The organism is Halostella salina (assembly GCF_003675855.1).
GTDB classification, from domain to species: Archaea; Halobacteriota; Halobacteria; order Halobacteriales; family Natronoarchaeaceae; genus Halostella; species Halostella salina.
Genome location: NZ_RCIH01000005.1, coordinates 117475 through 140274, shown reverse-complemented (window position 1 = coordinate 140274; position 22800 = coordinate 117475). Strand labels below are relative to the sequence as shown.

Genomic DNA, 22800 nt, shown 5'->3' with positions numbered 1-22800 from the left:
GTTCGCCGCGTTTCCGGACTTAAACCTTCAGACCAGCAGCCGGGCGACGGCGAACGCGCCGAGGAACGTCGGCGTCGCGGCACAGAGCGCCAGTCCGACGCGGTAGCCGACCAGCGGCCGGTCGAGCCCGGCTTCGAGTCCCGCCCCGAGCGCCGAGAGGATCGCGGCGAGCAGGAGCACGTACGCGCCGACGGCGACCCCGAGGCCTGCCGGCGGGAGCGCCGGCTCGCCGAACTCCGTGCCGCCGATTCCCCCGGCGAGCGCCACGGTGACGCCCGCGACGAGCGGGCCGAAGAGGGCGGCAGTGTGGCCGAGCGTCCCGGTGACACGCGAGAGGTCGTGCCGTGCCTCCCGCTCGACCGTCCGCAGCTCCTCGACGTGGTCCGCGGTGGCGACGACCGCGCTCCCTGCGGGCTTCCCTTCGCTCGCGGCCAGCGCGAGCAACGCGGCGGCGCTCCGGACGCGGGGGCTCGGCACGTCAGCCAGCGCGCCGTACTCACCGAGGAACGACTCTCGAACGCCGACGCCTAACTGTCGCTGGCGGCGGGTCGCGCCGGCGAGCACGTCGCCCATCTCGCCGCCGACCTCCTCGCTCGCCCGGGCAACCGCCGACTCGGCGGCCGCGCCCTCCGCGACGCGTCGCCCGACGAGGTAGAGCGCGTCGACCAGTCCGGCCTCGACGGCCCGGACGTGCTCCCTCACGGCGACGATCGGCTGGTACCACGCGACGAGTGTGACCCCGACGCCAACGCCGACCCCAGCGACGGGGGCAGTCCAGCCGGGTAGCAGCGCGACGCTCGCAACCGCCGTGAGCACGCCGGCCCCGCCGCCGGCGGCAAGCGGCGGCCACCGACGGGTGGGAACGTCCGGATGCGACCGCGAGACGACCGGCGGCGGGAACGCGACCGGCCGGCGGAGCAGCAGCCAGCCGCTGACGCCGAGGAGCCCGACCGGCAGCAGGCAGTCGTACACGAACGCGAACAGCGGGAGGGTGACCGGCAGCCCAGCGACGCTCGCGGCGGGCACCGCGGCGACCAGCGAGAGCGGGAGGAGGACGCCGAACGCGTACAGCGCGGTGGCCGGCGCACGCACGTCGCTGGCGAACGCGGCCATCCGGTCGCGCGTCCCGTCGAGGACAGCCGTCAGCGCGCGGTCCAGCGTCCGTGACCGCTCGCCAGCCGGGGCGGCCGCGGCCGCCAGCAGCAGGTGGGTCGACCGCGCCAGCGCGGGGAACCACTCGTCCCACTCGTCGGCGAAGCCGGCCAGTCCCGTTCTCGGCGTCCCCTCGGCGGCGCGGACGTGGTCGCGGAGGCTCCGCGCCAGCGGCCCGCGGCCGGTCCGCGCGGCGAAGGCCGTCGCAGTCTCCGCGGCGGGCGTGATCCGCATCCGCAACACGGCCCGGCCGACGATCCCCGGGGCATCGCCGAGCGCCGCCGTCCGTCGCGCCGCGGCCGCGACGACCGGCCCGCGGTGGACCGCGTGGGCGGTTCCGAGGGCGAACGCGAGCGTGCAGACCGCGACCGCCGGAAACAGGGATTCCGGGACGAACGCCGCGGCGACGACGCCGACCGCTGCGACGACCAACGCCGCGCCGTAGCCCGCGTCGACGACGGTTTCGGCCGACACGTCCGCGTCGAGAAAGCCGAGCGAGCGCCGGAGTTCCTCGCTCGGGGACGGGTCGGCGGGCGACAGGCGAGCGAGCGCGCGGCACAGCCCCGTCAGCATTTCTCCACCGCGTACGCTCGCGTCACGTCTTCCGGACGCGTCCGTTCGTCCGCGGCGAGTCCAGCGAGCAACTCGGTTCGGGTTGCGAGCCGGTCGCGAACGTCGGCGTACGTCTCGCCCGCGTCGGCGAGTTCCGCGACCAGATGACTCTCGCCGCGGTCGATCCGGCCGGTCCGGGCCGGGTCATCGCCGTCGAGCGCGTACAGCGCGTCGAACCCCGCGCCGCCGTCCCGGTCGACGACCTCCTCGATCGCACTGACGCGGCGCGCCCGGTCGCCATCCCGCTCGTACGCGTCGAGCGTGACCACCAGGTCCGTCGTCGCGAAGGCCGATTCGGGGACGCTCAGGTCCGAGACGACGCGCTCCCGGACGCTCTCGCCGCCGTCGCCGTGGATCGTCCCGAGCACGGCGCTCCCGTTCGCGCCGACCCGCATCGCCTCGTACAGCACCTGCGCCTCCTCGCCGCGGACCTCCCCGAGGACGAGACCGCCCTCGCCCAGGCGCAGCGCAGTCCGGAGCGCCTCGGTCGGCGTGATCCCCGGTCCGTCGTCCAGCGTCGTCCGGACTGGCTGCACGTCGCGTCCGGCAGAGCAGAGCGCGGCCGTCGGGAGTTCGGGCGTGTCCTCGATGGCGACGATCCGGGTCTGGGCCGGGTACTCCCAGAGGAGCGCGCCGAGCGTCGTCGTCTTCCCGGCCCCGCGAGCGCCGGCGACGAGCACCGACGCGCCGCGCTCGACGGCCAGCGAGAGCAACCCGGCGGCGTCCGCCGGGAGCGTCCCGTTTGCCACCAGCGCCGGCAGCGTGAACGCGTCCTCGCCCCCCGCACGGAACGCGAAGGCGACGCCGTCGCTGACGGGGTCGGTGACGCCGGCGACGCGGATCCGGCCACCCGTCGCCGTCTCCGCCGCCGCGTCCAGCGTCGGCTCGGCCCGGGAGAACCCGCGACCGCTCGTTCGCCGGAACCGGGAGGCAAGCGCCGCGACGCCGTCCTCGGTGAGCCGGACGTTCGTCCGCATCGTCTCGCCGTCGACCACGACGCGGAGCGGGTTCGCCGTCACCGGTGCGGTCGCGTACACGTCGGAGACGCGCGGGTCCGCGAAACAGTCCTCCAAGACTCCGAAGCCACGGGCGTGCTTCCGGAGCACGTCAGTGAGCCGCCGGACGGGGTCGTCCTCTTCCGCGACGCGCCTGACCGCGCGCCCCGGCGCGCGGTCGCCGCCCTCGACTGCCCCGGTCGCCAGCGCCTCGTGTGCGTCGACCAGCGTCCCCGTCGCGTCGGGGGAGAGGTCCTCCTCGACGGGCACGAGGTGGTACGTTCGGAGGGCGTCGGCCGGCCGCGCGTAGATCCGGGCGGTCGAGCCGGTGTCGAGGTCGGACACGTCGTCGAGCCGCGCGTCCGAGGGCGGTCGGGACCGGACGCGGGAGCCGGCGATCGCGACGCCGACCGCCGGGCGGAGCGCGTCCTCGTACCCGTCGACGGATTCGGCCAGTTCGAGCAGGCCGGTTTCAGCCGCGATGTCACTCACGGGGCTGGCCCGCGCGCCGGCGTCGCGGGCAGTTCGGAGGGGGTCCGGCCGCACCTGCTCGGCGAGCGTCCCGTCGCGGAACGCGACGCGCTCGGCGAACCGCCCGGCAGCGACCAGCAGCGCCGCGGCCTCGTCCTCGTACGTCCGTTCGACGCCCCGGTTTCGCGTGAGGACTGTTTCGGCGTCCCGGTCGGTCAGCGCGGTCACGACGGTTTCGCGGCAGTCGGGCTCGTCCGCGAGCCGCCCGTCGCCGGGACAGCCGTCGGCGTCGACGACCAGCCGGTCGTCCTCGAACGACGGCCGACAGCCGCAGGGGCGCTCGTCGTCCGCCCGGAAGCGGTCGAAGATACCTCGCATGCGCCGGGGTCGCCGCGGCCTCCTACCTAAACCCCCGGACGGTCGACGACGACGGTCCGGTCGCCGTCGACCCGGACCAGCCGCAGTCGGAGCCGGTACTCGCCGCTCCCCCGGAGTTCGAGAGAATCGTCCGCCGGCCGGAGCGGCACGTCGAGCGTCGCGACCGCTTCCGGCCGCCCGGCGACCGCGTACCGTATCCGTCCCGTCGACGCGCCGTCCGGGGGCGGTCGGACGGTCAGTTGCTCGACCCCCGCACGGTGCCAGCTTCGCTCCGGGAGCGACACCGTGACGGTCCGCCGCGGCGCACGCGAGCGGTCCGCCACCGTCTCCTCGGTCGCGAGCAGGTCCGCCGCGGCGCGCTCGACCCGGGTTATCTCGCCGCGGACCTGTCGGTCGGTCGCGCGCCCCCGGCCGTCGTCGACCAGGGGGAGCGAAACCGCGACCAGCGCCCCGGCGAGCAGGACCGCGATGACGACGCGGACGATCACAGCGCGTCGCGGAGGCGGGCGACGACGCCCGTGTCGTCTGTGTCGGTCGCGCTGTCGGTGGATGCGGTCGCCTCGCTTGCGGCCGCAGTCGCGTCGTTCGTGGTAGTTGTCGAGTCGGGTACGGTCCCGTCCGGGCGCGCCCTATCGGACTCGGTCGCCCCGGCAGACGGGGCGGACGGTTCGTCGGTCCATCCGGACCCGCCGGTGGTCTGCCCGTCGTGTCCAGCCTCGAGGGTGTCGACGCGGTCCTCGAGCGATTCGACGCCGGCCACGGCCGCGTTCGCGCGGGCCTCCACGTCCTCGTTGACCGAGCGGACGCTGCCGACGTACCCCCGAACCGCCTGCAGTGCGGCGTCTAGCTCCTCGATCCGTTCGTCTATCGCGTCGAGTTCGCGTTCGAGTTCGTCCATGCGGCGCGTCAGTTCGGCGTCGTCCGCGAGCGAGGGGAGGTCGGCGTCGGCCTCCGTCAGCGCCCGTTCGACGGCGGCGAGTCGCTTCTCGATGTCGTCCATGGGCCCGCCTGGCCGCCCGATCCCGGATAAACCCCGGCATCCGGACGGTTCGCCAGCCGGGTCCACGGCGGAACGTTCAACTATCGACCCTACAAACGCAGGCGCATGAAAGTCGTCCTGATAGGTATCGGCCAGGCCGGGGGGAAGGTCACCCAGGCGCTGGTCGAGTTCGACGAACGCATGGGCTTCGATGCGGTTCGCGGCGCGGTCGCGGTCAACTCCGCGAAGACGGACCTCCAGTCGCTGGATCTTGACACCGTGCTCGTCGGACAGGACCGCGTGAAAGGCCACGGCGTCGGCGGCGACAACGAACTGGGCGCGGAGGTGATGCAGGCCGACGCGACCGAGGTGATGGACAGCATCGACGGCCGCATCACCGCCGAGGCAGACGCCATCTTCGTCGTTGCCGGCCTCGGCGGCGGCACCGGCAGCGGCGGCGCGCCCGTGCTCGCAAAGGAACTGAGTCGCGTGTACAGCGTCCCCATCTACGCGCTCGGCGTCCTCCCCGGGCGCGGCGAGGGGGCGATGTACCAGGCCAACGCCGGGCGATCGCTGAAGACGCTCGTCCGCGAGGCCGACGCGACCCTGCTTGTCGACAACGACGCCTGGCACAGCGCGGGCGACAGCGTCGAGCAGGCGTTCGACGCGATCAACGAGGCGATCGCACAGCGCGTCGGCCTCCTGCTCGCCTCCGGCGAGGCCGTCGACGGGGTCGCCGAGAGCGTCGTCGACTCCAGCGAGGTCATCAACACGCTCCGCGAGGGCGGCATCGCCGCGCTCGGCTACGCGAACGCGAAGGCGGACGAGGACAGCGCGGAGAACGTCAACACCGTCACGAGCGTCACGCGCAAGGCGCTGCTGACGGGGACGAGCCTCCCGGACGCGGTGACGGCCGAGTCCGCGCTGCTCGTTATCGCCGGCGACTCGGACCGCATCCCACGCAAGGGCGTCGAACGCGCCCGCGCCTGGGTCGAGGAGGAGACCGGCAGTATGCAGGTCCGCGGCGGCGACTTCCCGCTCGAGAGCGACCATCTCGCCGCGCTGGTCCTGCTGGGCGGCGTCGAGCGCGGCCAGCGCATCGAGGAGTTCATGGAGCGCGCCCGCGAGGCACAGAAGCAACAGCCCGACGACGGCGACCCCGCCGAGCAGTTCAAGAACGACGAGATAGACGACCTGTTCTGAGCGGAAGGTTCAAGCCTCCGGGCCGGCTGAGACACGGGAAATAGCCGGTCGGTCGCGGACCGTGCGATCGCTCTCCCGTCCGACGTGCCGGCCGGAGGTGTCCGATGTCGAGCAAACAGTTCAAGGACCCGGTACACGGGTACGTCGAGGTCGCCGAACCGATAGTCGAACGCATCGTCGACACGCCGTCGTTCCAGCGGCAGCGCCACGTCCGCCAGCTGTCGGCGACGTATCTGGTGTATCCGGGCGCGAACCACACCCGGTTCGAGCACGCGCTGGGCGTGTTCGCGCTGGCAAAGCGCGTCTTCCGGAGCCTCCGGTCGCAGCGCCGGTTCGCTCGCGGCGCGTCCGAGGATCACCTCGACGCCGTCGAGGACACGCTCACGTGCGCGGCGCTGCTGCACGACATCGGCCATCCGCCGCTGTCGCATCTCGGCGAGCACCACCTCGACGCCGCCGGACTCCGCGAGCGGCTCGCCGACGCCGGCCTGGTCGGCGCGTTCGAGGACGCCGGCATCGAAGTCGGGGAGCCCGACGGTCCGTTTCGCCGCGCCAGCCCGCATGAACTGCTCAGTTGCGTCGTCGTCCTGACGAAGTACGCCGACGCCCTCCGTGCTCTCGGCGTCGATCCGTACGAGGTCTGTAGCTACATTCTCGGCTACAGTCTGAGCTACGAGCGCGAGGGCGACCGCCACTTCGGCGTCGCGGCCGAGGTGCTCCACTCGCCGATCGACGTGGACCGACTGGACTACATCATCCGCGACAGCCGGATGACCGGCGCGGAGGTGTTGAGCATCGACACCGAGCGCATGATAGACGCCTACACCGCCGTGCCGGACGCCGGGCTGGCGCTTCGGGACAAGGCGCTGTCGACCGTCGGCAACTACCTCGAAGGCCGGGTGGCGCTGTACATGTGGGTCACCCAGCACCACAAGGCGGTGTACGCGAACGTCCTGCTCCGGGAACTGCTGGACGAGTTCGTCGAGCTTGCGGACGAGCGCCCCATCACGGCCGACAAGGTGCTGGAGGGGTACGTCGACGACTACTACGCGATGGAGCGGATCCGGGCGGCCGCCCGCGAGCATCCCGACTCCGTCCTCGCCGACCTCCACGACCGCTTTCGCGCCCGGCGGTTCCCGGAGTCGTGCTGGAAACACGGCGTCGGCTACGACGAGTCGGTCGACGTCACCGACGACATGGCGGCGTTCTCCGAGTGGCTGCTCCGCAACGCCGACGCGCTCGAAGCCGACCTCGCCGCGACGCTCGACAGGCCGGAACACGAGGTGTGGATCGAGCGGTCGTACGTGCCCGAGTACGAGCCTGGCGAACTGATGGACATCCCGATCGCCCACCGTGACTCGACCCGGTCGGTCGCGGAGACGGGACTGTACGGGGACAGGGCCTTCGAGAACGCGATCCCGTTCGTGTTCGTGCCCGACGGGGACCGGTGGGCGGCGATCGACCACCTCAACGCGGAGTTCGCCCGGGCGCAGGCGGCCGAGCCGCGCTAGGCGGCGTCAAACGATGCTCGCGCCGTCGAACTCGCCGCGGTCGTAGTCGACGTCCATCAGGTCCAGGATCGTCGGCGTGAGGTCGAACAGGTCGACCTCGCTGATGGTGGCGTCGGGGTCGTCGACGAACAGCGTCGCGTTGTCGAAGCTGTGCATCCCGTTGCGCGGCCCGGTGTCGAACACCGCGTCGTGGCCCTTGAAGCCGGCCTTCAGGTCGAAGCCGTAGTTGGGGATCACGGTGAGGTCGGGCGCGATGTCGTCGTGGTCGCCGCGGAACGCCTCCTCCTTCTCGACGACGCGGTCGGCGACGGGGTTGCCGTCCGGGCCCTCGAGCGATTCGAGCTTCTCCTTCAGCTCCGCCCGGACTTCCTCGTACTCCGCCTCGGGGACGCTCCCGCGCGGCTCGCGGCCTTCGAGGTTGATGTAGAAGCGACCGGGGATGAGCGAGTACGCCTTCGTGTCGTCGGCGATGTCGCCGAGTTCCTCGTGGTCGTCGGCGGCGTACTCCAGCCACCCCTCCTGTTCGAGCCACTCGTTGAAGTGGACCTCGTAGTCGAGACTCGTGAAGCCGTGGTCGCTGGCGACCAGCATCGTCACGTCGTCGGCGAGCATCTCGCGGAGCTGGCCGAGGTAGTCGTCGAGCTTGCGGTAGAACTCGAGGAACTCCTCCTTGTACTCGCCGTCGCGCTCGTAATGCTTGTACAGGAAGTGGTTCACCCGGTCGGTCGTCATGAAGACGCCGAAAAAGAGGTCCCAGTCGTCCTCCTGGATGTAGTGTTTGAACGCCTCGAACCGCGCGTCGAGCGTCGCGTGGGCGTTCTCGATGAAGTCGGATTTGTCGTCCTTGTGCCCGAGCTTGGCGTTGGCGTCGATCTTGTAGTCGATACCCTGGAGGTACTCCGCGAGGTCCTCCGGGTAAGCGGCCTTGTCGATGCCGGGCGAGAGAAAGCCCGAGACCATCCGCTGGACGTTACGCTGGGGCGGGAACGTGACCGGGACGTTCATCACGGTCGCGTCGCGGCCCGCCGACTGCACGCGGTCCCAGACGCGGTCGGCCTGCACGTCCCGACCCATCGGGACGTACGTGTCGTAGGAGCCGACCTCTCGGTCCTGAAAGCCGTACACGCCGGTTTCTCCCGGGTTCTGTCCGGTCGTGAGGCTCGGCCAACAGGCGCTGGACTCCGGCGGCACGATGCTGTCGATGGGGCCGGCGCTCCCCTCGTCGGCGAGTGCGGCGAGGTTCTCGAACTCGTCGAAGTGGTCGGAGAGCATGCTGTACGGCACGCCGTCGATACCGAAGAAGGCGACACGGGGGTCGTCGTCGCCCCGGATCCTGTCGAAGAGGCCCATACCAGTTGTACCAATGCACGGGCATAAGAACCTTCTTTTCAGGGGCGAGGCCCGCCGGCGGACGCCATCCGTCACACGGCGGCGGGAGGGTGCGGGGCCGCCTCCGGCCATCCCACGGTACCACCGGGGTTTTTTATCGGGATGGGAACAAATGATCGGCCATGGTGGTCGGGGTGGCGTCGGTCGGGACGGCGTACGCCGTCGCGACGATAACGACCGTCGCTATGGGCTACGTCGTGTGGCGACACCGTGACAATCGCGGCGCGTTGCCGCTTCTGGGGAGCATCGTGGGCAGCGCACTGTGGTCCGGGGTGCTCCTCCTCGCGACGCTGTCGGACAGCTACGCCGTGTCCGTGTTTCTCAACAGACTGCTCTACGTCGGCGTCGGGCTCACCGTCGCCACGATAGCCCTGTTCGCGCTCGAATACACCGGGCGGGAGCATCTCGTCACCCGCAGGACCGTCGCGCTGCTCTCGATCCATCCCCTGCTGGTGTCCCTGCTCGCGTTCGTGAACCCCGGGGACGTGTTCTTCGCGTCGATCACGCCCGCACCGTCGATGCCCACCGGCGTCGCCGTGGAGTGGGGAGCCGCCTTCTGGGTCCACGCGTTCTACTCCTACGGCATCACGCTGTTCGTCGCCGCGTTCGTGTTCGAGATGGTGTTCCGGTCACAGGACCTCTACCGGAGCCAGATCCTGGTGTTGACCGGCGCGGTGCTGGCCCCCGTCTTCGCCAACCTGCCGAGCCTGCTCGACCTCGTTCGCTTCGACAGCACGCCGATCGGGTTTCTGGTCACGAACGTCCTGTTTACCGTCGCGATAACGCGGTACGAACTGATCGACCTCACGCCGATCGGTCGGGAGCACGTTCTGGACACCATCGATGACGCGGTGTACGTCGTCGACCTGGACGACCGTGTCGTGGACGTGAACCCGGCCGGCCGGACGCTCGCCGAACGGACCGGCACCGGCCCCGACATCGTCGGGCGGGAGGCGGGCGAGTTGCTGACCGGGATGCCGGAGTTCCTCGACCTGTACCGGACCGCCGTCGAACGCGGCGAGGACCGGACCGACGAGTTCGAGTTCGGCGGCCGGCACTACGTCGTCGAGGCGAGCGCCATCGAGGACGGCCGTGGCCGGCGCGTCGGGTGGCTGGTTCTCGTTCGGGACGTGACCGAGCGCGAGCGACGCGAGGCGGAACTGCGGCGGCGAAACGACCAGCTCGACGAGTTCGCCGACATCGTGAGCCACGACCTCCGGAACCCCCTGAACGTCGCCGACGGCCACGTCGACCTGGCCCGCGAAACCGGCGACCTGTCGCATCTCGACAGCGTCGACGAGGCGCTGGACAGGATGGAAGCCATCGTCGAGGACGTGCTGGCACTCGCCCGCGAAGGCGACGAGGTCACCGAACTGACGGCGGTCGGCCTTCGGGGAGTCGCCGAACGCGCGTGGGGGCACGTCGACAGCGGGGACGGCACGCTCCGGGTCGTCGACGACGCGACGGTCAGCGCCGACCGGGACCGGCTCACCCGGCTGCTGGAGAACCTGTTCCGGAACGCCGTGGAACACGGGGGAACAGACGGTCCAGTGACGGTGACCGTCGGGACGCTGGCCGGGGAGGCGGGGTTCTACGTGGCTGACGACGGGCCCGGGATCCCGGAGGACGAACGCGACCGCGTGTTCGAGAGCGGTCACACGACCGCGACGGACGGGACGGGGTTCGGACTCGCGATCGTCGAGCGGATCGCCGACGCCCACGGCTGGGGGGTCGACATGACTGAGAGCGAGGCTGGCGGCGCAAAAGTCGAGATACACGCGGTTGCGACGCCCGAAGGAGGCGACGAGGGACCGACGCCACGCGCCGAACCGTAGGCGCTACCGGTGGTCCGCGAGCGGGCGGCCACAGCGGGGGCAGTCCGTCGTCTCGCGGTCGAAGTTCCGGGGGACGACGGTCGTGTGGTTCATGCCGACCGTCTCGTCCGTCCGGCACTCGTCGCCCGGTCCGACCGTCGGGTCGGGGTCGCTCGTGGTGGCCATTGCATCAGTTCGTTGCGCGCCCACCCTCAAAAGATTACCCATGATTATAATACATCGGCAGTCGCCGGCGAATAACTCGAACGTATTTTGTCGGCCGAGTCCGAACCGCGTCCCATGCTCGACCGGAACGTCGGCGGCACGGATCGGGTCGCTCGCATCGGCTTCGGATCGGTGTTCGTCTTCGTCGGCGCGGTCGTCGCGCTCGCGTTACAGCGGCCACTGGTCGGCGCGGCCACGGCGCTGGTCGGCGTCGGGCTGCTGGCGTCGGGCCTCGCCTGTCGCTGTCTGGTGAACGAACTGCTCGGCCTGGATACGACGGAGTAAACGGCGGGACTGCGGCGCGTCTAGAAGTTCTCTTCGTAGAGGTCCATCGCGTGCTCGATGGCCTCCTTCGCGGCGGCCTTGTCCTCCCAGCCCTGCGTTTCGACTTCCTTGCCTTCCTCCAGGTTCTTGTACGTCGCGAAGAACTCGTCTATCTCGTCGAGTTGCTGCTGGGGGATGTCCTCTATGTCCTCGATGTGGTCGTAGCGGGGGTCCTCGGTGGGGACGGCGATGACCTTGTCGTCCTGCTCGCCGTCGTCGTCCATCTTCATCAGGGCGACGGGGCGGGCCTCGATGACACAGCCGGGGAACGTCTGGTCCTCGACGAGCACGAGCACGTCGAAGGGGTCCTCGTCGTCGTAGTACGACTGCGGGATGAACCCGTAGTCGGAGGGGTAGTGGACGTTGCTGTGGAGAACGCGGTCGAGGACGACGCCCGGCACGTCCTTGTCGTACTCGTACTTGTTGCGCTCGCCCTTGAGACACTCCACGACGGCGTAGATCTCTTCCGGCGGGTTCGGTCCGGTCTCCAGATCTTCCCAGAGGTTCGTCATGCGACCGCGAATCCGTTGGGCGACCAAAAAGTACTTTCGACCTCGCTACAACCCTCCGAACGGACCGTTCGTGGGACCGATCCGGGCACGCGTCCCCGAACTTCCAGCGACGAAGAACGCGTCTGACCCCGCCGCAGCAACCGCTCCGGCGGATCTAAACGCGTTACCAGTCAAGAAGTGTTAAATAGCTGTGTGACATTAACCAAACCATGTCAGAGGCACAAACAGTTTCCGGCGATCCGGGCATCGTTCGCGACCTGACCGCGTTCCAGCAGAACATCCTCGTGATACTCGCAGAGGAGTCACGGTACGGTCTCGCGATCAAACGCGAGCTGGAGGCGTACTACGGCGACGAAGTGAACCACGGGCGGCTGTACCCCAACCTCGACGAACTCGTCGAGATGGGGCTCGTCGAGAAGAGCGAACTCGACAAGCGAACCAACCAGTACGAGCTGACCGACGACGGCCACGAGGCCGTCCTCGACCAGCTCGGCTGGACGCTGTCGAAGGTCGTCACCGACGACGAGCGCGCGGAGACGGTCCGCGACCTCGTCGACGACCAGCTTTAGAAACCGGGCACCCGTTTTTCCGCGGCGTCGAACGCGTAGCGGAGCGACCGCTCCACGACGGCCCGCTGTTCGTCACTCGGCCAGGCGTTTCGCGGGTAGTACTCGTGGAGGAACTCCCGTATCTCGTCGCCCGTCGCCGAGTCGAGCGGCCGCGCGTAGTGGTTGCTCATGAAGTCCGCGAACGCGCGGACGTTCTCGGCGTGGACGTCGCCGTGGTCCTCGCGGACGCGCGCGACGAGGTCGGCGTTGTGTTCCTCGACCGATTCCCAGTCGTCCGGGTCACCGGGGCCGTCCAGCGGTATCTCCTCGGCGCGGTCGGTGTCCTCGACCCTGTCGGGGCGGATGGTGCCGTCCTCGACCCACTCGTCGGGGTGAAGCACGAGTACGTCGCGGGCGTCCTCCTCGCGGACCCGGGCGCGGAACCCGTGGTCGGCGAGTCGTCGGTCGCGGTCGCGGCGGTACGCGTCCGCTTCGCTCTCGTCGACCGCCTCGCGTGCGAGTCGCGTCAGCCGTTCGGCCGCCTCGGCCACGTCGTCGGGGAGGTCAGGCATCGTCGAGCGCCTCGTTGGCCAGTTCGTCGGCCCGCTCGTTTACCTCCCGCGGAACGTGCTGGAGCGACCAGTCGTCGAAGCCGGCAAGCAGTTCCCGGACGGTCACCCGGCGCTCGCGGAGGTCGGGGTCGTTCGTGTCCCACTCGCCGCGGACCTGCTTGACGACGAGTTCGGCGTCGATACGCACGTCGACTACGTCGTACCCGTAGTCCCGGGCCGCCTCCAGCGCGCGGATCAGTCCCTCGTACTCCGCGCGGTTGTTCGTCGTCTCGCCGATCCGCTCGCTCCCCTCCGCGACGATACCGTCGCTCGTGACGATGACCCACCCCACCGCGGCCGGTCCGGGGTTCCCGCGGCTCGCACCGTCCGAGTACAGGTGCGCGCGACCGCCGCCCTCGCGCAGCACCGCCTCGATGTCGCTCGGCTCAGACCCCTGCACGACGACCTTCTCGTCGTACGCGACCGCCGTCGCATCGCCGCGAGAGGCCCGCCAGCGCTCGTGATCGGTGTTTCCCGCCTCGACGTCGGCACCCGCGTCGAGCAGTTTTTCCCGCGCGGCCGCCACGTCACACTCGATGACCGGCATTGAGCGTAGGTGAAGCGATCTCGAATTTAACCGTTGCGGTCCGGCCGGCGGATCGCCCCGGGAACACCCTGTCGTCGTGCGATCGCCGCCGCGCTCACGTTTCTGACCTCGCGACGACCATAAGATTCTTACCGAGGGTTTAAGTTGATTGGTCTTACTACTATAAAAGTGCGATGACACGGTCCACCCGCCAGCGGGAGCGCGAGCTTGAGACGGAGGAGTCCGAGGAGCAAGAGGGGGTACGGGAATGCCCCGAATGCGAGTCCGAGAACCTCGTCAAGAGCTCCGACAGGGGAGAACTCGTCTGCGAGGACTGCGGCCTCGTCGTCGAGGAGGAGAAGATCGATCCGGGTCCGGAGTGGCGGGCGTTCAACCACCAGGAGCGACAGGAGAAGTCCCGCGTCGGCGCGCCGACGACCCAGACGATGCACGACAAGGGACTGACGACGACCATCGACTGGAAGGACAAGGACGCCTACGGACGCTCTATCTCCTCGAAGAAACGCAGCCAGATGCACCGGCTGCGAAAGTGGCAGGAGCGCATTCGAACGAAGGACGCCGGCGAGCGGAACCTGCAGTTCGCCCTGAGCGAGATCGACCGGATGGCGAGCGCCCTCGGTGTGCCGCGCTCGGTCCGGGAGGTCGCAAGCGTCATCTACCGGCGCGCGCTCAAGGAGGACCTGATCCGTGGACGCTCCATCGAGGGCGTCGCCACCAGCGCCCTCTACGCCGCCTGCCGAAAGGAGGGCATCCCCCGAAGCCTGGAGGAGATCTCCGAGGTATCCCGCGTCGAGCGAAAGGAGATCGGCCGCACGTATCGTTACATCTCCCAGGAACTCGGCCTGGAGATGAAACCCGTCGACCCCAAGAAGTACGTTCCCCGGTTCTGTTCCGAACTCGAACTCAGCGAGGAAGTCCAGACCAAGGCAAACGAGATCATCGAGACGACCGCCGAGGAGGGACTGCTGTCGGGCAAGTCCCCGACCGGCTACGCCGCCGCCGCGATCTACGCCGCGTCGCTGCTGTGTAACGAGAAGAAGACCCAGCGCGAGGTCGCCGACGTGGCGCAGGTGACCGAAGTCACCATCCGCAACCGGTATCAGGAGCAGATCGAAGCGATGGGCATCCACAGCTAACGCCCCTTCCCTCACGGTTTCTTCAGTTCCCGAGCGACTGCCGACGCGAATTCCAGCTCGCGTTCCCGCTTGGCCGGTCCGAGCCTTTAGGTGTGATAGCGCGGCCAGGGCCGCTGTGACCTGACCGCTACCGCGGGGCGGTTCGCGATTGTGCGGCGTGTCCGCCCCGTGCTCCGACAGCGCCGCCTGCTCGCAAGGTTCATAGCCGCGGCTCCCCTACCGCCGACGAATGCGGCTCGACGAGTTCATCGAGGACCTCGAACCCGACGAGGACGCCCGGAGGCGTCGGCTCGCCGAGGAGAAGTCCTACGAGATCACGGACTATCTGGAGGGGTTCGAGTCCCGGTTCGAGGAGACGGTGCAGGGCGACGCGCTGTTCGGGAGCACCGCGCCCTCCATCTTCGTCGGTCGATCGAACTACCCGAGCGTCTCGACCGGCCTGCTCTCCCCGGTCGGCCACGAGACCGAGGCCGAGGAGTTCGTCACCGACGCGGACTGGTACAGCCAGCGCTACGGCATCGACGACGTGTTCCAGCGGCGCACCAACCTGCTCAACTCCCGCCGCCGCTCCAGCGTCGACGTAAACGACGTGTGGGACGGCTTCGTCGGCACCCAGCGCGAGGTCGCCATCGCGGACCGCCCGGTCGACGTGGAGATCGGGCTGGACGACCGCCCGGAGATCGACTTCGACGTAGGCGAGGGCGTGGCCACGCCGACCGGGCCGAACGCCAGCGCCGAGTCGGTCGATCTCACCGAGAACCCCCACGTCCCCCGCGCCGTCGAAAAGACGCTGGAGGACGACGACTGGCAGGCACAGGGCGCGATGACCTACCTCTACCGCCGCGGGTTCGACGTGTACGAGATCAACACGATCCTCTCGGCCGGCGCGCTCGGCCGCGGGGAGAACCGGCGGCTCGTCCCGACGCGCTGGTCCATCACCGCCGTCGACGACACCGTCGGCCAGTACCTCCGGGGACGGATCCGCAACGCGCCGAGCATCGACACGCCACAGGTCTGGGAGAACGAGTACATGGGGAACCGCTACTGGGTCGTCCTCGCGCCGGGGCAGTGGGAGTTCGAACTCGTCGAGATGAAAGCGCCGGGCAGCATCTGGAACCCCGACCCCGAGGGCGACGTGTGGATGGCCAGCGCCGCGGAGGGGTTCGAGGGTCGGACCGGCTACGTGGACGAGACCGCCGGCGCGTACTACGCCTCGCGGCTCGGCGTCCTCGAACACCTGGAGTCGATCGGCCGCCAGGCGAAATGTCTCGTGCTCCGCGAGGTGTCCGACGACTACTGGGCACCGGTGGGCGTCTGGCAGATCCGCGAGAGCATCCGCAACGCGTTCGACGGCGAGCGCGGCGAGGCCGAGACGTTCCACGCGGCAGTGTCCGCCGTCGCCGAGCAACTACCCGTCTCGCTCGGCGCGCTCCGCCGCAAATCGGAGATGGTGGCGGGGTTGCAGGCGACGCTGTCGGACTTCTGAGGTCGACGCTTTTCCGCGTCGGCGTCGACCACCGTGGGAGGCGCGCCAGTCGTCTCCGGGACTTCCATGGACACGAACGAGGACGCCGCGACGGTCGAATCACTCCCGGGAGCGCCGCGATCCCGCTGGCTCGACACGACGCCGGCGACCGAGTTCGACCCGCTCGATGGCGACCTGCGGGCGGATGTCGCCGTCGTCGGTGGCGGCATCGCCGGCATCACGACGGCGACGCAGCTACAGGAGGCCGGGCAGTCGGTCGCGCTGCTCGAAGCCGACCGCGTCGTCGAGGCCGTCACCGGCCACACGACGGCGAAGGTCACCTCCCAGCACGGGCTGATCTACGACCACCTGCGCACCGCATTCGACACCAAAACGGCCCGACTGTACGCCGAGGCGAACGAGGCGGCGATCGAGGAGATCGCGACTCGCGTCGAGAACAGGACCATCGACTGTGACTTCCAGCGGCGGCCGGCGTACACGTACGTTGCCGACGACGGGAAGCGCCGGGACGTTCGCAGGGAGGCGGTGGCGGCGAGACGCGCCGGCCTCCCGGCCGAGTTCGTCGAGGCGACGCCGCTGCCGTACGACGTCGAGTGCGCGGTCCGCTTCGATGACCAGGCGCAGTTTCACCCGCGGAAGTACCTGCTCGAACTCGTGGAGGACCTGCCGGGCGACGGGAGCGACGTGTTTGAACACACCCGCGTCACGGACGTGTCGGACGGCGATCCGTGCCGCGTCGAGACGGAGCGCGGTACGGTCCGCGCGGACGACGTGGTGGTCGCCACGCACTTCCCCGCGTTCGACAGGGCAGGGTACTTCGCCCGCCAGTACCCGAAGCGGTCGTACGTGCTGGCGGCCCGCCTGAACGGGACCCCGCCGGAGGGGATGTACTACCGCGACGAGGAACCGTACTTCTCGGTCCGGACCCATGCCGGCGACGACGGGGAGTTCGTGTTCGTCGGCGGGCAGAACCACAAGACCGGTCAGGGCGGCAGCACTGCGGACCGCTACCGCGAACTCGCCAGCGAGGCCCGCAAGCGGTTCGACATCGACGGGATCGCGTACCGCTGGTCGACCCAGGACTACCGCACCGCGGACCGCGTGCCGTTCGTCGGGCGTCTCGGCCCCGGAACGGAGCACCTCTACATCGCCACCGGCTTCGGCGGCTGGGGGATGACCGGCGGGACGGTCGCCGGGATGCTCCTCTCGGACCTGATCGTCGAGGGCGAGAGCCCCTGGGCCGAGGTGTTCGACCCGATGCGGTTCGACCCCGCGGCGTCGGCGCGGGAGGTCATCTCCGAGAACGCAAAGGTGGCCCGTGAGTTCGTCGGGGACTGGGCGACAAAACCGCTGACGGGGGTCGTCACGCTGTCGCCCGGGGACGCGACGGTGTCGCGCGACGGCGGCCGGGTGGTCGGGACGTACCGCGACGCCGACGGCGAGGACCACCGCGTGTCGGCCGTCTGTCCGCACATGGGCTGCCTGCTGGAGTGGAACGACGGCGAAAAGTCCTGGGACTGCCCGTGTCACGGGTCCCGGTTCACCTACGAGGGAGAGGTGCTGGACGGCCCGGCGAACGAGGACCTATCCCGCCCCGATGGCGAAGAGAAATAACCGCGAGTTAGAGGTTTCCGAACGCCTCGTCGACGAGTTCGCCGGTGTCGGCGACGATGTCGGCCCACGCCTCGTTGTCGGGAGCCATCCCAAGCAGGCGGGCGATCCGCATGATGCTGACGTGGTACACCTGCTGGACGCCCGGCTCTTCCTCCCAGACGATCACGTTGCAGGGGAACAGGCCGCCGATCCGTGGCGTCTCGTCCAGCGCGCGGTCGGCCATCTCGGGGTTGCACGCGCCGAGGACGTAGTAGGGGTCGCGGTCGGCGTCGACCTTCTCGTTGAGCAGTTCCGAGGGCGAGAACTCCACCGGAATGCCGAAACCGGCGTCGGTGAACGTCTCGCGGACGTGTTCGACGGCCGCCTCGTGGTCCATCTCCAGCGTCGTCTGCTCCTCGCCGTACTCCTCGGGGTCGATCTCGGCCGGGTCGATGGGCAGGCTCATGGCCGAACGTTGTAACGCCGACCTCTAAATCTCACCGGCGAACAACGGACGCGGGTCACAGCGGAAGCGGGATCCAGCGGAGCCACCGGACGACCGTCTCCGGCGGCAACAGCGGCGGGTGGAGGACGAGCCAGTCCAGCAGGACGAGGCCCGCGCCGTGGGCGACCACGGAGGGGAGGATGGAGTTGCTCTTGTAGTCGACCGCGCCGAACAGCACGTCCGTCGGGCCCGAGAGGACGAACTCGATCGGCGGCTTGTGGAAGTGATGCAGGGCGTAGACCACCGGGCTGATGAACACGCTCTTGAACCCGATCTCGCTGACGCCGACACAGAGTAGGCCGCGATAGTAGGTCTCCGCAGCTACAGCAAGCGTGAACAGCTTTATCGCGTGCGGGACGAACTCCCCGGGCGCTGTACTGGTCTCCCAGATCGGATAGAACGCCCGGATCGTCGGGAGCGACGACCCGACGAGGTAGAAGGGGAGGACGAAGGCGGCGAGCAAAACGGTGTTGCGGAGGGCGGTCCGGTCGACGCGCCAGCCGATCCGCCGACCGTGGGAGAGGCCGAGCGCGAGCGGCCCGACGATGAACACGAGCGTGTCGAACACCACGCGGTTGTCGAGGCCCGGTTCGACGCCGTACATCCAGACCGCGGTGACGAGCGCCCCGAAAAGCAGCGACTTCTGCACCCAGGAGAGGTCGACCGCGTAGCGGCGGACGGCGTCGACGTTCACGTCACTCGTCTGCGGTTGCGACGGGGCCGGTCCCGACGACGGCCTCGACCTCGTCGACGAACTCCTGCCGGCGGTCGAAGTACGTCGTGTCCGTCTCGGGGAGCACGTCGGCGAGCGTCGTCGGGCCGTCCGGCGTCCGGATGACCGCGTCGCCCTCCTGGCGTTCGATCTCGCTGCGCTCCTTCGGCCAGGTCAGCCGCGAGGCGACGCGGGCAATCGGCGCGCCCTCGACGGACTCGCCCTCGCCGAGTTCGACGGCGGGCGCTTCCTCGGTTTCCTCGTCGTCGTCAGCCATACCCGGGCGTTCGGAAGCGCCGCGATTAGTCCTTTCGCTTGCGAGCGACCTGCCGCCGGCGGCCGCGGTCCTCGCCGCCGACCGCCCGATGTCTGACGTAGTGTTTTGTGTGAGGCCCCGCAAAGGGGTGACATGACGAGTCTCGAAGAGGTGTACGAGGGGCACGTCGGGGAGGTACAGAGCGTTCGCCGCCTGTATCTCGGGACGGGGCTGTTCCTCGTCGGTGCGGCGCTGGCCGTCGTCGGCATGGTGGTCGCCACGACGGGCGTGCTCGCCGCCGCGGGCGTCGACCGGTTCGGGAGCCGGCTCGTCGCCGGGGTGCTCGGCGGCGTCGGGTTCCCGACGGTCGTCCTCGGGGTGTTCACCGTGCTCCCCGCCGAGACGCGGATCCGGGCGGCGGCGGCCATCGGCGCGAGCGTCACGGCGCTCGGCGTCGCGCTGTTCTGGTACGCGTACCCCGACCACTGGGCCGGGTACGGGCGCGACCTGACGTTCGTCGTGACCGCGGTGTACTTCCTCGGCGTGATCACGCTCATCGGCTGCCTGTTCGCCGGGATCGCTACGTTCAAGCGGCGCAACGACCCCGGCGGCACCGTCCGGATGGAGGTGACGAAACAGGGCGAGACGAAGGTTATCGAGGTCGACCGCTCCGAACTGGGCGAGGGGTTCGGCAGCATCGGCACCTTCGGCGAGACGCCGGACGGCGAGGTGGAGACGCAGACGAACCGTCCCGACAAGGGGTCGACCCAGACGGGCAGATCCGCCGGGTCCAGCCGCGGGGAGACCACGGCGTCCGGCGGAGCGTCCGGGTCCGTCGCCGAGCCGGCGACCGGAGGATCGGGCGGAACGCCCGGCCCGGCGAGCGACGGCGGCTCGGCGGCCAGCGACATCACGTCGCCGCTGGACGGTCGACAGGACGACGGCGAAGTGATGGACGACGGGCCGTCGCCGACGGAACTGACGGACACGTACTGCGGCAACTGCGAGCACTTCGAGTACGTCCGGACGGGTCGCGGGATGCAGCCCTACTGTGGCTACCACGGCGAGCGCATGGACGACATGGAAGCCTGCGACCAGTGGGAGCCGAACAACTAGCCGCTCGATTCCTCGACCGCCGCCAGCGTCTCCGCGACGCGGTCCCAGTGACTGCCCGTCCAGAAGCACTGCCCGCAGTCCCGGCACCGCCAGACCGACTCCTCGGACGGGTCCGGCGCGTAGTCGGGGGTCCCGACCTCGGTCGGTTCGAGCGCCCCGTTGCACGCGCCACAGCGCGATGGGTCGTCGTCGAGCGAGAGGTCCAGTCCGGCGGCGAGTGCCCGTAGCTGTTCGTCGGTGTCGGTCGAACCGAGCGAGATCGCGTCGTCGGCGCGACCGGCGAGGCTCCTATCGCGAGTGACCAGCGTCCGGTCCTCGTCGCTGGCGATCCGCAGGAGGGCGTCATCGTCCTCGACCCCGCGGTCGAGCGCGTACGCGGCGTCGTAGCCACACATCCGGAGGTGGGACCGGACGCCGCCACACATCGCGTCGAGGAGGAGCCGCATTAGCCCAGAAAGTCACGGAGGCCGTCGGCGTCGCGGGTGTTGACCACGTCGGCGGCCTCCGCCCAGCCGCGCCGGGCGGTGTGGACGCCGTAGCGGATCAGGTCGAACTCGGCAGGGCTGTGAGCGTCCGTGTTCACCGCGACCGGAGCGCCGGCCTCGACGGCGGTCCTGACGGCGTCGTCCCGCAGGTCGAGACGAGCCGGGTTCGCGTTCACTTCGAGCGCGGTGCCCGCGGCGGCCGCCGCCTCGGCGACGACCGTCGCGTCGAAGTCGAGGCCGCTCCGGCGGTTGATCTTCCGGCCGCTCGGGTGGCCCAGCACGTCGACCTCGGGATGCTCGACGGCGGCGACCAGCCGCTCGGTCGCCGCGTCCTCGGGCTGGTCGAGCGCGCTGTGTGGCGAGGCGACGACGATGTCGAGGTCGGCCAGCACGTCGTCCGCGACGCTGATCCTGCCCTCAGCGTCGACGTTCGCCTCGACGCCGGCGAACACGTCGATCGGAGCCTCCGCGGCCACCTCGCGGACCGCGTCGATCTGGTCCCGGAGTTCCTCGTCGGTGAGCCCGACGCCGCCGACCATCCCCGGGCCGGTCGCGTGGTCGGTGACGCAGTGGTAGTCGTAGCCGCGCTCGGCCGCGGCCTCGACCATCGGCTCGATCGAGGTGGTCCCGTCGGACCAGATCGTGTGGGTGTGGAGGTCGCCGCGGACGTCGTCGACCGCGACGAGATCGGGGAGGTCGCCCGCTTCCGCGGCCGCGATCTCCCCGGTGTCCTCGCGGAGTTCCGGCGGGATCCACGGGAGGTCGAGCGCCCCGTACATCCCCGTCTCGGTTTCGCCGGCGACGCGCTCGCCGGCGCGCTGGTCGTCCCCCTTCCCGTCTAGCTCGCTCACGTCGAACGCGCCGTACTCGTTCAGCTTCATGTCGCGGTCGATCGCGTAGTTCCGCAGGCGGACGTTGTGGTCCTTGCTCCCCGTGAAGTACTGGAGCGCGCTGCCGAACTCGGCGGGGGTGACAACGCGGAGGTCGACCCTGACGCCGTCGGCGCGGACGCTGGCCTTGATCGTTCCGGCTTCGATGGTCTCGTCGGCGCGCTCCCAGTCGGTGAAGGCGTCGACGACCGCCCCGGCGTCGTCGCTCGCGGCCAGCACGTCCACGTCCCCGATCGTCTCGCGCCAGCGGCGGAGCGAGCCTGCGACCTCGGCCCTCTGGACCGGTCCGACCCCGTCGAGCAGGTCGAGCACCTCGTCGGCGAGCGGTCTGGCCTCCCCGATCCGCTGGCGCTCGGTCGCCTGCCGGGCGAAGTCGACGTTGTCGAGGATGTTCGCCTCCGTCTTCTCCCCGAACCCCTTGACCTCGCGGATTTCCCCCTCGCGAGCGGCCCGTTCGAGGTCGTCGAGGGTCCGGATCCCGAGCGCCTCGTACAGGTCCCCAACCGTCTTCGGGCCGACCCCCTCGACCCGCGTCAGCGCGTCCATCTCGACCGGGAGTTCGTCGCGAAGCGCCTCCAGTTCCGCTATCTCGCCGGTCTCGACGTACTCGACGACCTTCTCGGCGAGCGCCTCGCCGACGCCGTCGATCACCTCGACCGCGTCCGGCCCCTGTATCGCACGTTCGTCGATCGGGCGCGGGAACTCCCGGATGTTCTCGGCGGCGCGGCGGTAGGCGCGGGGTTTGTAGTCGACCCCTTTCGCCGCGAGCAGGTCCGCCATCTCCTCGAACCGGTCGGCGACCTCGTCGTTCATAGCCCCGGTCCCCCGGTGGAGGCGTCCTTCTTGCCGAGCGCCTTCTGCAGGAAGTTCATCCAGCGCTTGCGGTCGGTCATCTCCTGGACCTCCTCCTCGCGCTCGATGTCGGTCGGTGAGAGGCTCTCCAGGGCGTTCAGTGCGCGCTCGATGCCGATTATCGCCCGGACGAGTTCCTCGCCCTCCTCGTAGCTCACCTCGCCGGCTTCGAGGGTCTGCTTGCGCTGGAGGCGCTCGCGGCGGAGGTTCTTCTTCGCCTGTTCGACGCGCTCTCGCTCCCCCGGCGGTACCGTGTCCCGTCGCTTGATCTCGAAGACGAACTCCTGCAGGTCGATCTCCTCGCCCTGGACCGTGATGCGGTCGGGGATCGCCGCGCCCACGGTCGCCCCCTCGCGCTCGATCTTCGCGAGGAGCTGTTTTCGCTCGTACTCTTGCACGGCAAACTATCGGACCGCGACCGGCAAAAGCGTCCCGACGCGACCGTTCGGTCCTGTGACTGCCGGGGACCGGAGCCGTCCCGGCCACCTCGCCGACCAA

The 22800-nt window shown here is 69.8% G+C and carries 24 protein-coding genes; 9 read left to right on the top strand and 15 right to left on the bottom strand.

Annotated elements, in window-relative coordinates; translation table 11 throughout:
• Positions 1 to 27 precede the first annotated feature (27 nt).
• From D8896_RS11315 to D8896_RS11300, 4 genes are read right to left on the bottom strand one after another with little or no spacing between them, the layout of a single operon-like run.
• A complete protein-coding gene (locus D8896_RS11315; RefSeq protein ID WP_121822210.1) occupies positions 28 to 1725 on the bottom strand; it encodes a type II secretion system protein in 1698 nt (565 codons plus the stop codon).
• The gene (locus tag D8896_RS11310; RefSeq protein ID WP_121822209.1) at positions 1719 to 3608 is read right to left on the bottom strand and encodes a type II/IV secretion system ATPase subunit; all 1890 of its coding nucleotides are present in this window, start codon (positions 3606 to 3608) and stop codon (positions 1719 to 1721) included. Before D8896_RS11310 ends, D8896_RS11315 begins: the two co-directional genes overlap by 7 nt.
• A 26-nt stretch (positions 3609 to 3634) precedes the next feature.
• Positions 3635 to 4096 carry a DUF7311 family protein gene (locus D8896_RS11305; protein WP_121822208.1) on the bottom strand — a complete coding sequence of 154 codons (462 nt, stop codon included), beginning with the start codon at positions 4094 to 4096 and terminating at the stop codon, positions 3635 to 3637.
• Entirely contained in the window at positions 4093 to 4608 is a 516-nt protein-coding gene (locus D8896_RS11300) for a DUF7310 family coiled-coil domain-containing protein (protein WP_121822207.1), read from the bottom strand. Before D8896_RS11300 ends, D8896_RS11305 begins: the two co-directional genes overlap by 4 nt.
• Positions 4609 to 4713: 105 nt before the next feature.
• On the opposite strand from D8896_RS11300, the gene D8896_RS11295 reads away from it, so the two are divergent.
• Together D8896_RS11295 and D8896_RS11290 are read left to right on the top strand one after the other, a co-directional pair.
• Complete coding sequence (locus D8896_RS11295; RefSeq protein WP_121822206.1) at positions 4714 to 5790, top strand: tubulin/FtsZ family protein; 1077 nt, start codon at positions 4714 to 4716, stop codon at positions 5788 to 5790.
• 104 nt (positions 5791 to 5894) lie between these two features.
• Complete coding sequence (locus tag D8896_RS11290; RefSeq protein WP_121822205.1) at positions 5895 to 7301, top strand: HD domain-containing protein; 1407 nt, start codon at positions 5895 to 5897, stop codon at positions 7299 to 7301.
• A 6-nt stretch (positions 7302 to 7307) separates the two neighbouring features.
• Here the strand turns inward: D8896_RS11290 and D8896_RS11285 are convergent, their stop codons facing one another.
• Positions 7308 to 8651 carry an alkaline phosphatase family protein gene (locus D8896_RS11285; protein ID WP_121822204.1) on the bottom strand — a complete coding sequence of 448 codons (1344 nt, stop codon included), beginning with the start codon at positions 8649 to 8651 and terminating at the stop codon, positions 7308 to 7310.
• Between the two features lie 161 nt (positions 8652 to 8812).
• Here D8896_RS11285 and D8896_RS11280 point away from each other — a divergent pair, with 161 nt between their 5' ends.
• Positions 8813 to 10525, top strand: coding sequence for a sensor histidine kinase (locus D8896_RS11280; protein ID WP_121822203.1), 1713 nt, complete (start codon positions 8813 to 8815; stop codon positions 10523 to 10525).
• A gap of 3 nt (positions 10526 to 10528) precedes the next feature.
• Here D8896_RS11280 and D8896_RS19405 read toward each other — a convergent pair whose 3' ends face one another.
• On the bottom strand, positions 10529 to 10690 hold the full coding sequence (locus D8896_RS19405; RefSeq protein WP_162991530.1) for a hypothetical protein: 162 nt from the start codon (positions 10688 to 10690) through the stop codon (positions 10529 to 10531).
• A 114-nt stretch (positions 10691 to 10804) separates the two neighbouring features.
• On the opposite strand from D8896_RS19405, the gene D8896_RS11275 reads away from it, so the two are divergent.
• Complete coding sequence (locus D8896_RS11275) at positions 10805 to 11014, top strand: YgaP family membrane protein (RefSeq protein ID WP_121822202.1); 210 nt, start codon at positions 10805 to 10807, stop codon at positions 11012 to 11014.
• Between the two features lie 20 nt (positions 11015 to 11034).
• Here D8896_RS11275 and D8896_RS11270 read toward each other — a convergent pair whose 3' ends face one another.
• On the bottom strand, positions 11035 to 11565 hold the full coding sequence (locus D8896_RS11270) for an inorganic diphosphatase (RefSeq protein ID WP_121822201.1): 531 nt from the start codon (positions 11563 to 11565) through the stop codon (positions 11035 to 11037).
• Positions 11566 to 11774: 209 nt separating this feature from the next.
• Here D8896_RS11270 and D8896_RS11265 point away from each other — a divergent pair, with 209 nt between their 5' ends.
• Positions 11775 to 12134 carry a PadR family transcriptional regulator gene (locus D8896_RS11265; protein ID WP_121822200.1) on the top strand — a complete coding sequence of 120 codons (360 nt, stop codon included), beginning with the start codon at positions 11775 to 11777 and terminating at the stop codon, positions 12132 to 12134.
• Here D8896_RS11265 and D8896_RS11260 read toward each other — a convergent pair.
• Positions 12131 to 12685 carry a DUF7108 family protein gene (locus tag D8896_RS11260; RefSeq protein WP_121822199.1) on the bottom strand — a complete coding sequence of 185 codons (555 nt, stop codon included), beginning with the start codon at positions 12683 to 12685 and terminating at the stop codon, positions 12131 to 12133. The two genes, D8896_RS11265 and D8896_RS11260, sit on opposite strands and share 4 nt — an antisense overlap.
• The gene (rnhA, locus tag D8896_RS11255; protein WP_121822198.1) at positions 12678 to 13271 is read right to left on the bottom strand and encodes a ribonuclease HI; all 594 of its coding nucleotides are present in this window, start codon (positions 13269 to 13271) and stop codon (positions 12678 to 12680) included. The genes D8896_RS11260 and rnhA overlap by 8 nt, the downstream gene beginning before the upstream one ends.
• A gap of 173 nt (positions 13272 to 13444) precedes the next feature.
• On the opposite strand from rnhA, the gene D8896_RS11250 reads away from it, so the two are divergent.
• The 3 genes from D8896_RS11250 (at position 13445) to D8896_RS11240 (ending at position 17507) form a co-directional block, all read left to right on the top strand.
• Entirely contained in the window at positions 13445 to 14407 is a 963-nt protein-coding gene (locus D8896_RS11250) for a transcription initiation factor IIB (protein ID WP_121817701.1), read from the top strand.
• A gap of 229 nt (positions 14408 to 14636) precedes the next feature.
• Positions 14637 to 15893 (top strand): DNA repair protein NreA, encoded by a 1257-nt coding sequence (gene nreA, locus D8896_RS11245; RefSeq protein WP_121822197.1) that lies wholly within the window; start codon positions 14637 to 14639, stop codon positions 15891 to 15893.
• Between the two features lie 66 nt (positions 15894 to 15959).
• The gene (locus D8896_RS11240; protein WP_121822196.1) at positions 15960 to 17507 is read left to right on the top strand and encodes an FAD-dependent oxidoreductase; all 1548 of its coding nucleotides are present in this window, start codon (positions 15960 to 15962) and stop codon (positions 17505 to 17507) included.
• A gap of 7 nt (positions 17508 to 17514) precedes the next feature.
• On the opposite strand, the gene D8896_RS11235 is transcribed toward D8896_RS11240, so the two are convergent.
• From D8896_RS11235 to D8896_RS11225, 3 genes are all read right to left on the bottom strand, one after another.
• Complete coding sequence (locus D8896_RS11235; RefSeq protein ID WP_121822195.1) at positions 17515 to 17952, bottom strand: DUF302 domain-containing protein; 438 nt, start codon at positions 17950 to 17952, stop codon at positions 17515 to 17517.
• Between the two features lie 55 nt (positions 17953 to 18007).
• On the bottom strand, positions 18008 to 18595 hold the full coding sequence (locus D8896_RS11230) for a CPBP family intramembrane glutamic endopeptidase (protein ID WP_121822373.1): 588 nt from the start codon (positions 18593 to 18595) through the stop codon (positions 18008 to 18010).
• 91 nt (positions 18596 to 18686) lie between these two features.
• Complete coding sequence (locus D8896_RS11225) at positions 18687 to 18980, bottom strand: DUF5789 family protein (protein WP_121822194.1); 294 nt, start codon at positions 18978 to 18980, stop codon at positions 18687 to 18689.
• 132 nt (positions 18981 to 19112) lie between these two features.
• Here D8896_RS11225 and D8896_RS11220 point away from each other — a divergent pair, with 132 nt between their 5' ends.
• Positions 19113 to 20075 (top strand): DUF7139 domain-containing protein, encoded by a 963-nt coding sequence (locus tag D8896_RS11220; protein ID WP_121822193.1) that lies wholly within the window; start codon positions 19113 to 19115, stop codon positions 20073 to 20075.
• Here D8896_RS11220 and D8896_RS11215 read toward each other — a convergent pair.
• Genes D8896_RS11215 through D8896_RS11205 form a run of 3 tightly spaced genes read right to left on the bottom strand, consistent with a single transcriptional unit; the run spans position 20072 to position 22700 of the window.
• Entirely contained in the window at positions 20072 to 20521 is a 450-nt protein-coding gene (locus D8896_RS11215; RefSeq protein ID WP_121822192.1) for a Mut7-C RNAse domain-containing protein, read from the bottom strand. The genes D8896_RS11220 and D8896_RS11215 overlap by 4 nt on opposite strands.
• A complete protein-coding gene (gene polX / locus D8896_RS11210; protein ID WP_121822191.1) occupies positions 20521 to 22263 on the bottom strand; it encodes a DNA polymerase/3'-5' exonuclease PolX in 1743 nt (580 codons plus the stop codon). Before polX ends, D8896_RS11215 begins: the two co-directional genes overlap by 1 nt.
• Positions 22260 to 22700 (bottom strand): DUF5788 family protein, encoded by a 441-nt coding sequence (locus D8896_RS11205; protein WP_121822190.1) that lies wholly within the window; start codon positions 22698 to 22700, stop codon positions 22260 to 22262. The genes polX and D8896_RS11205 overlap by 4 nt, the downstream gene beginning before the upstream one ends.
• Positions 22701 to 22800: the final 100 nt, after the last annotated feature.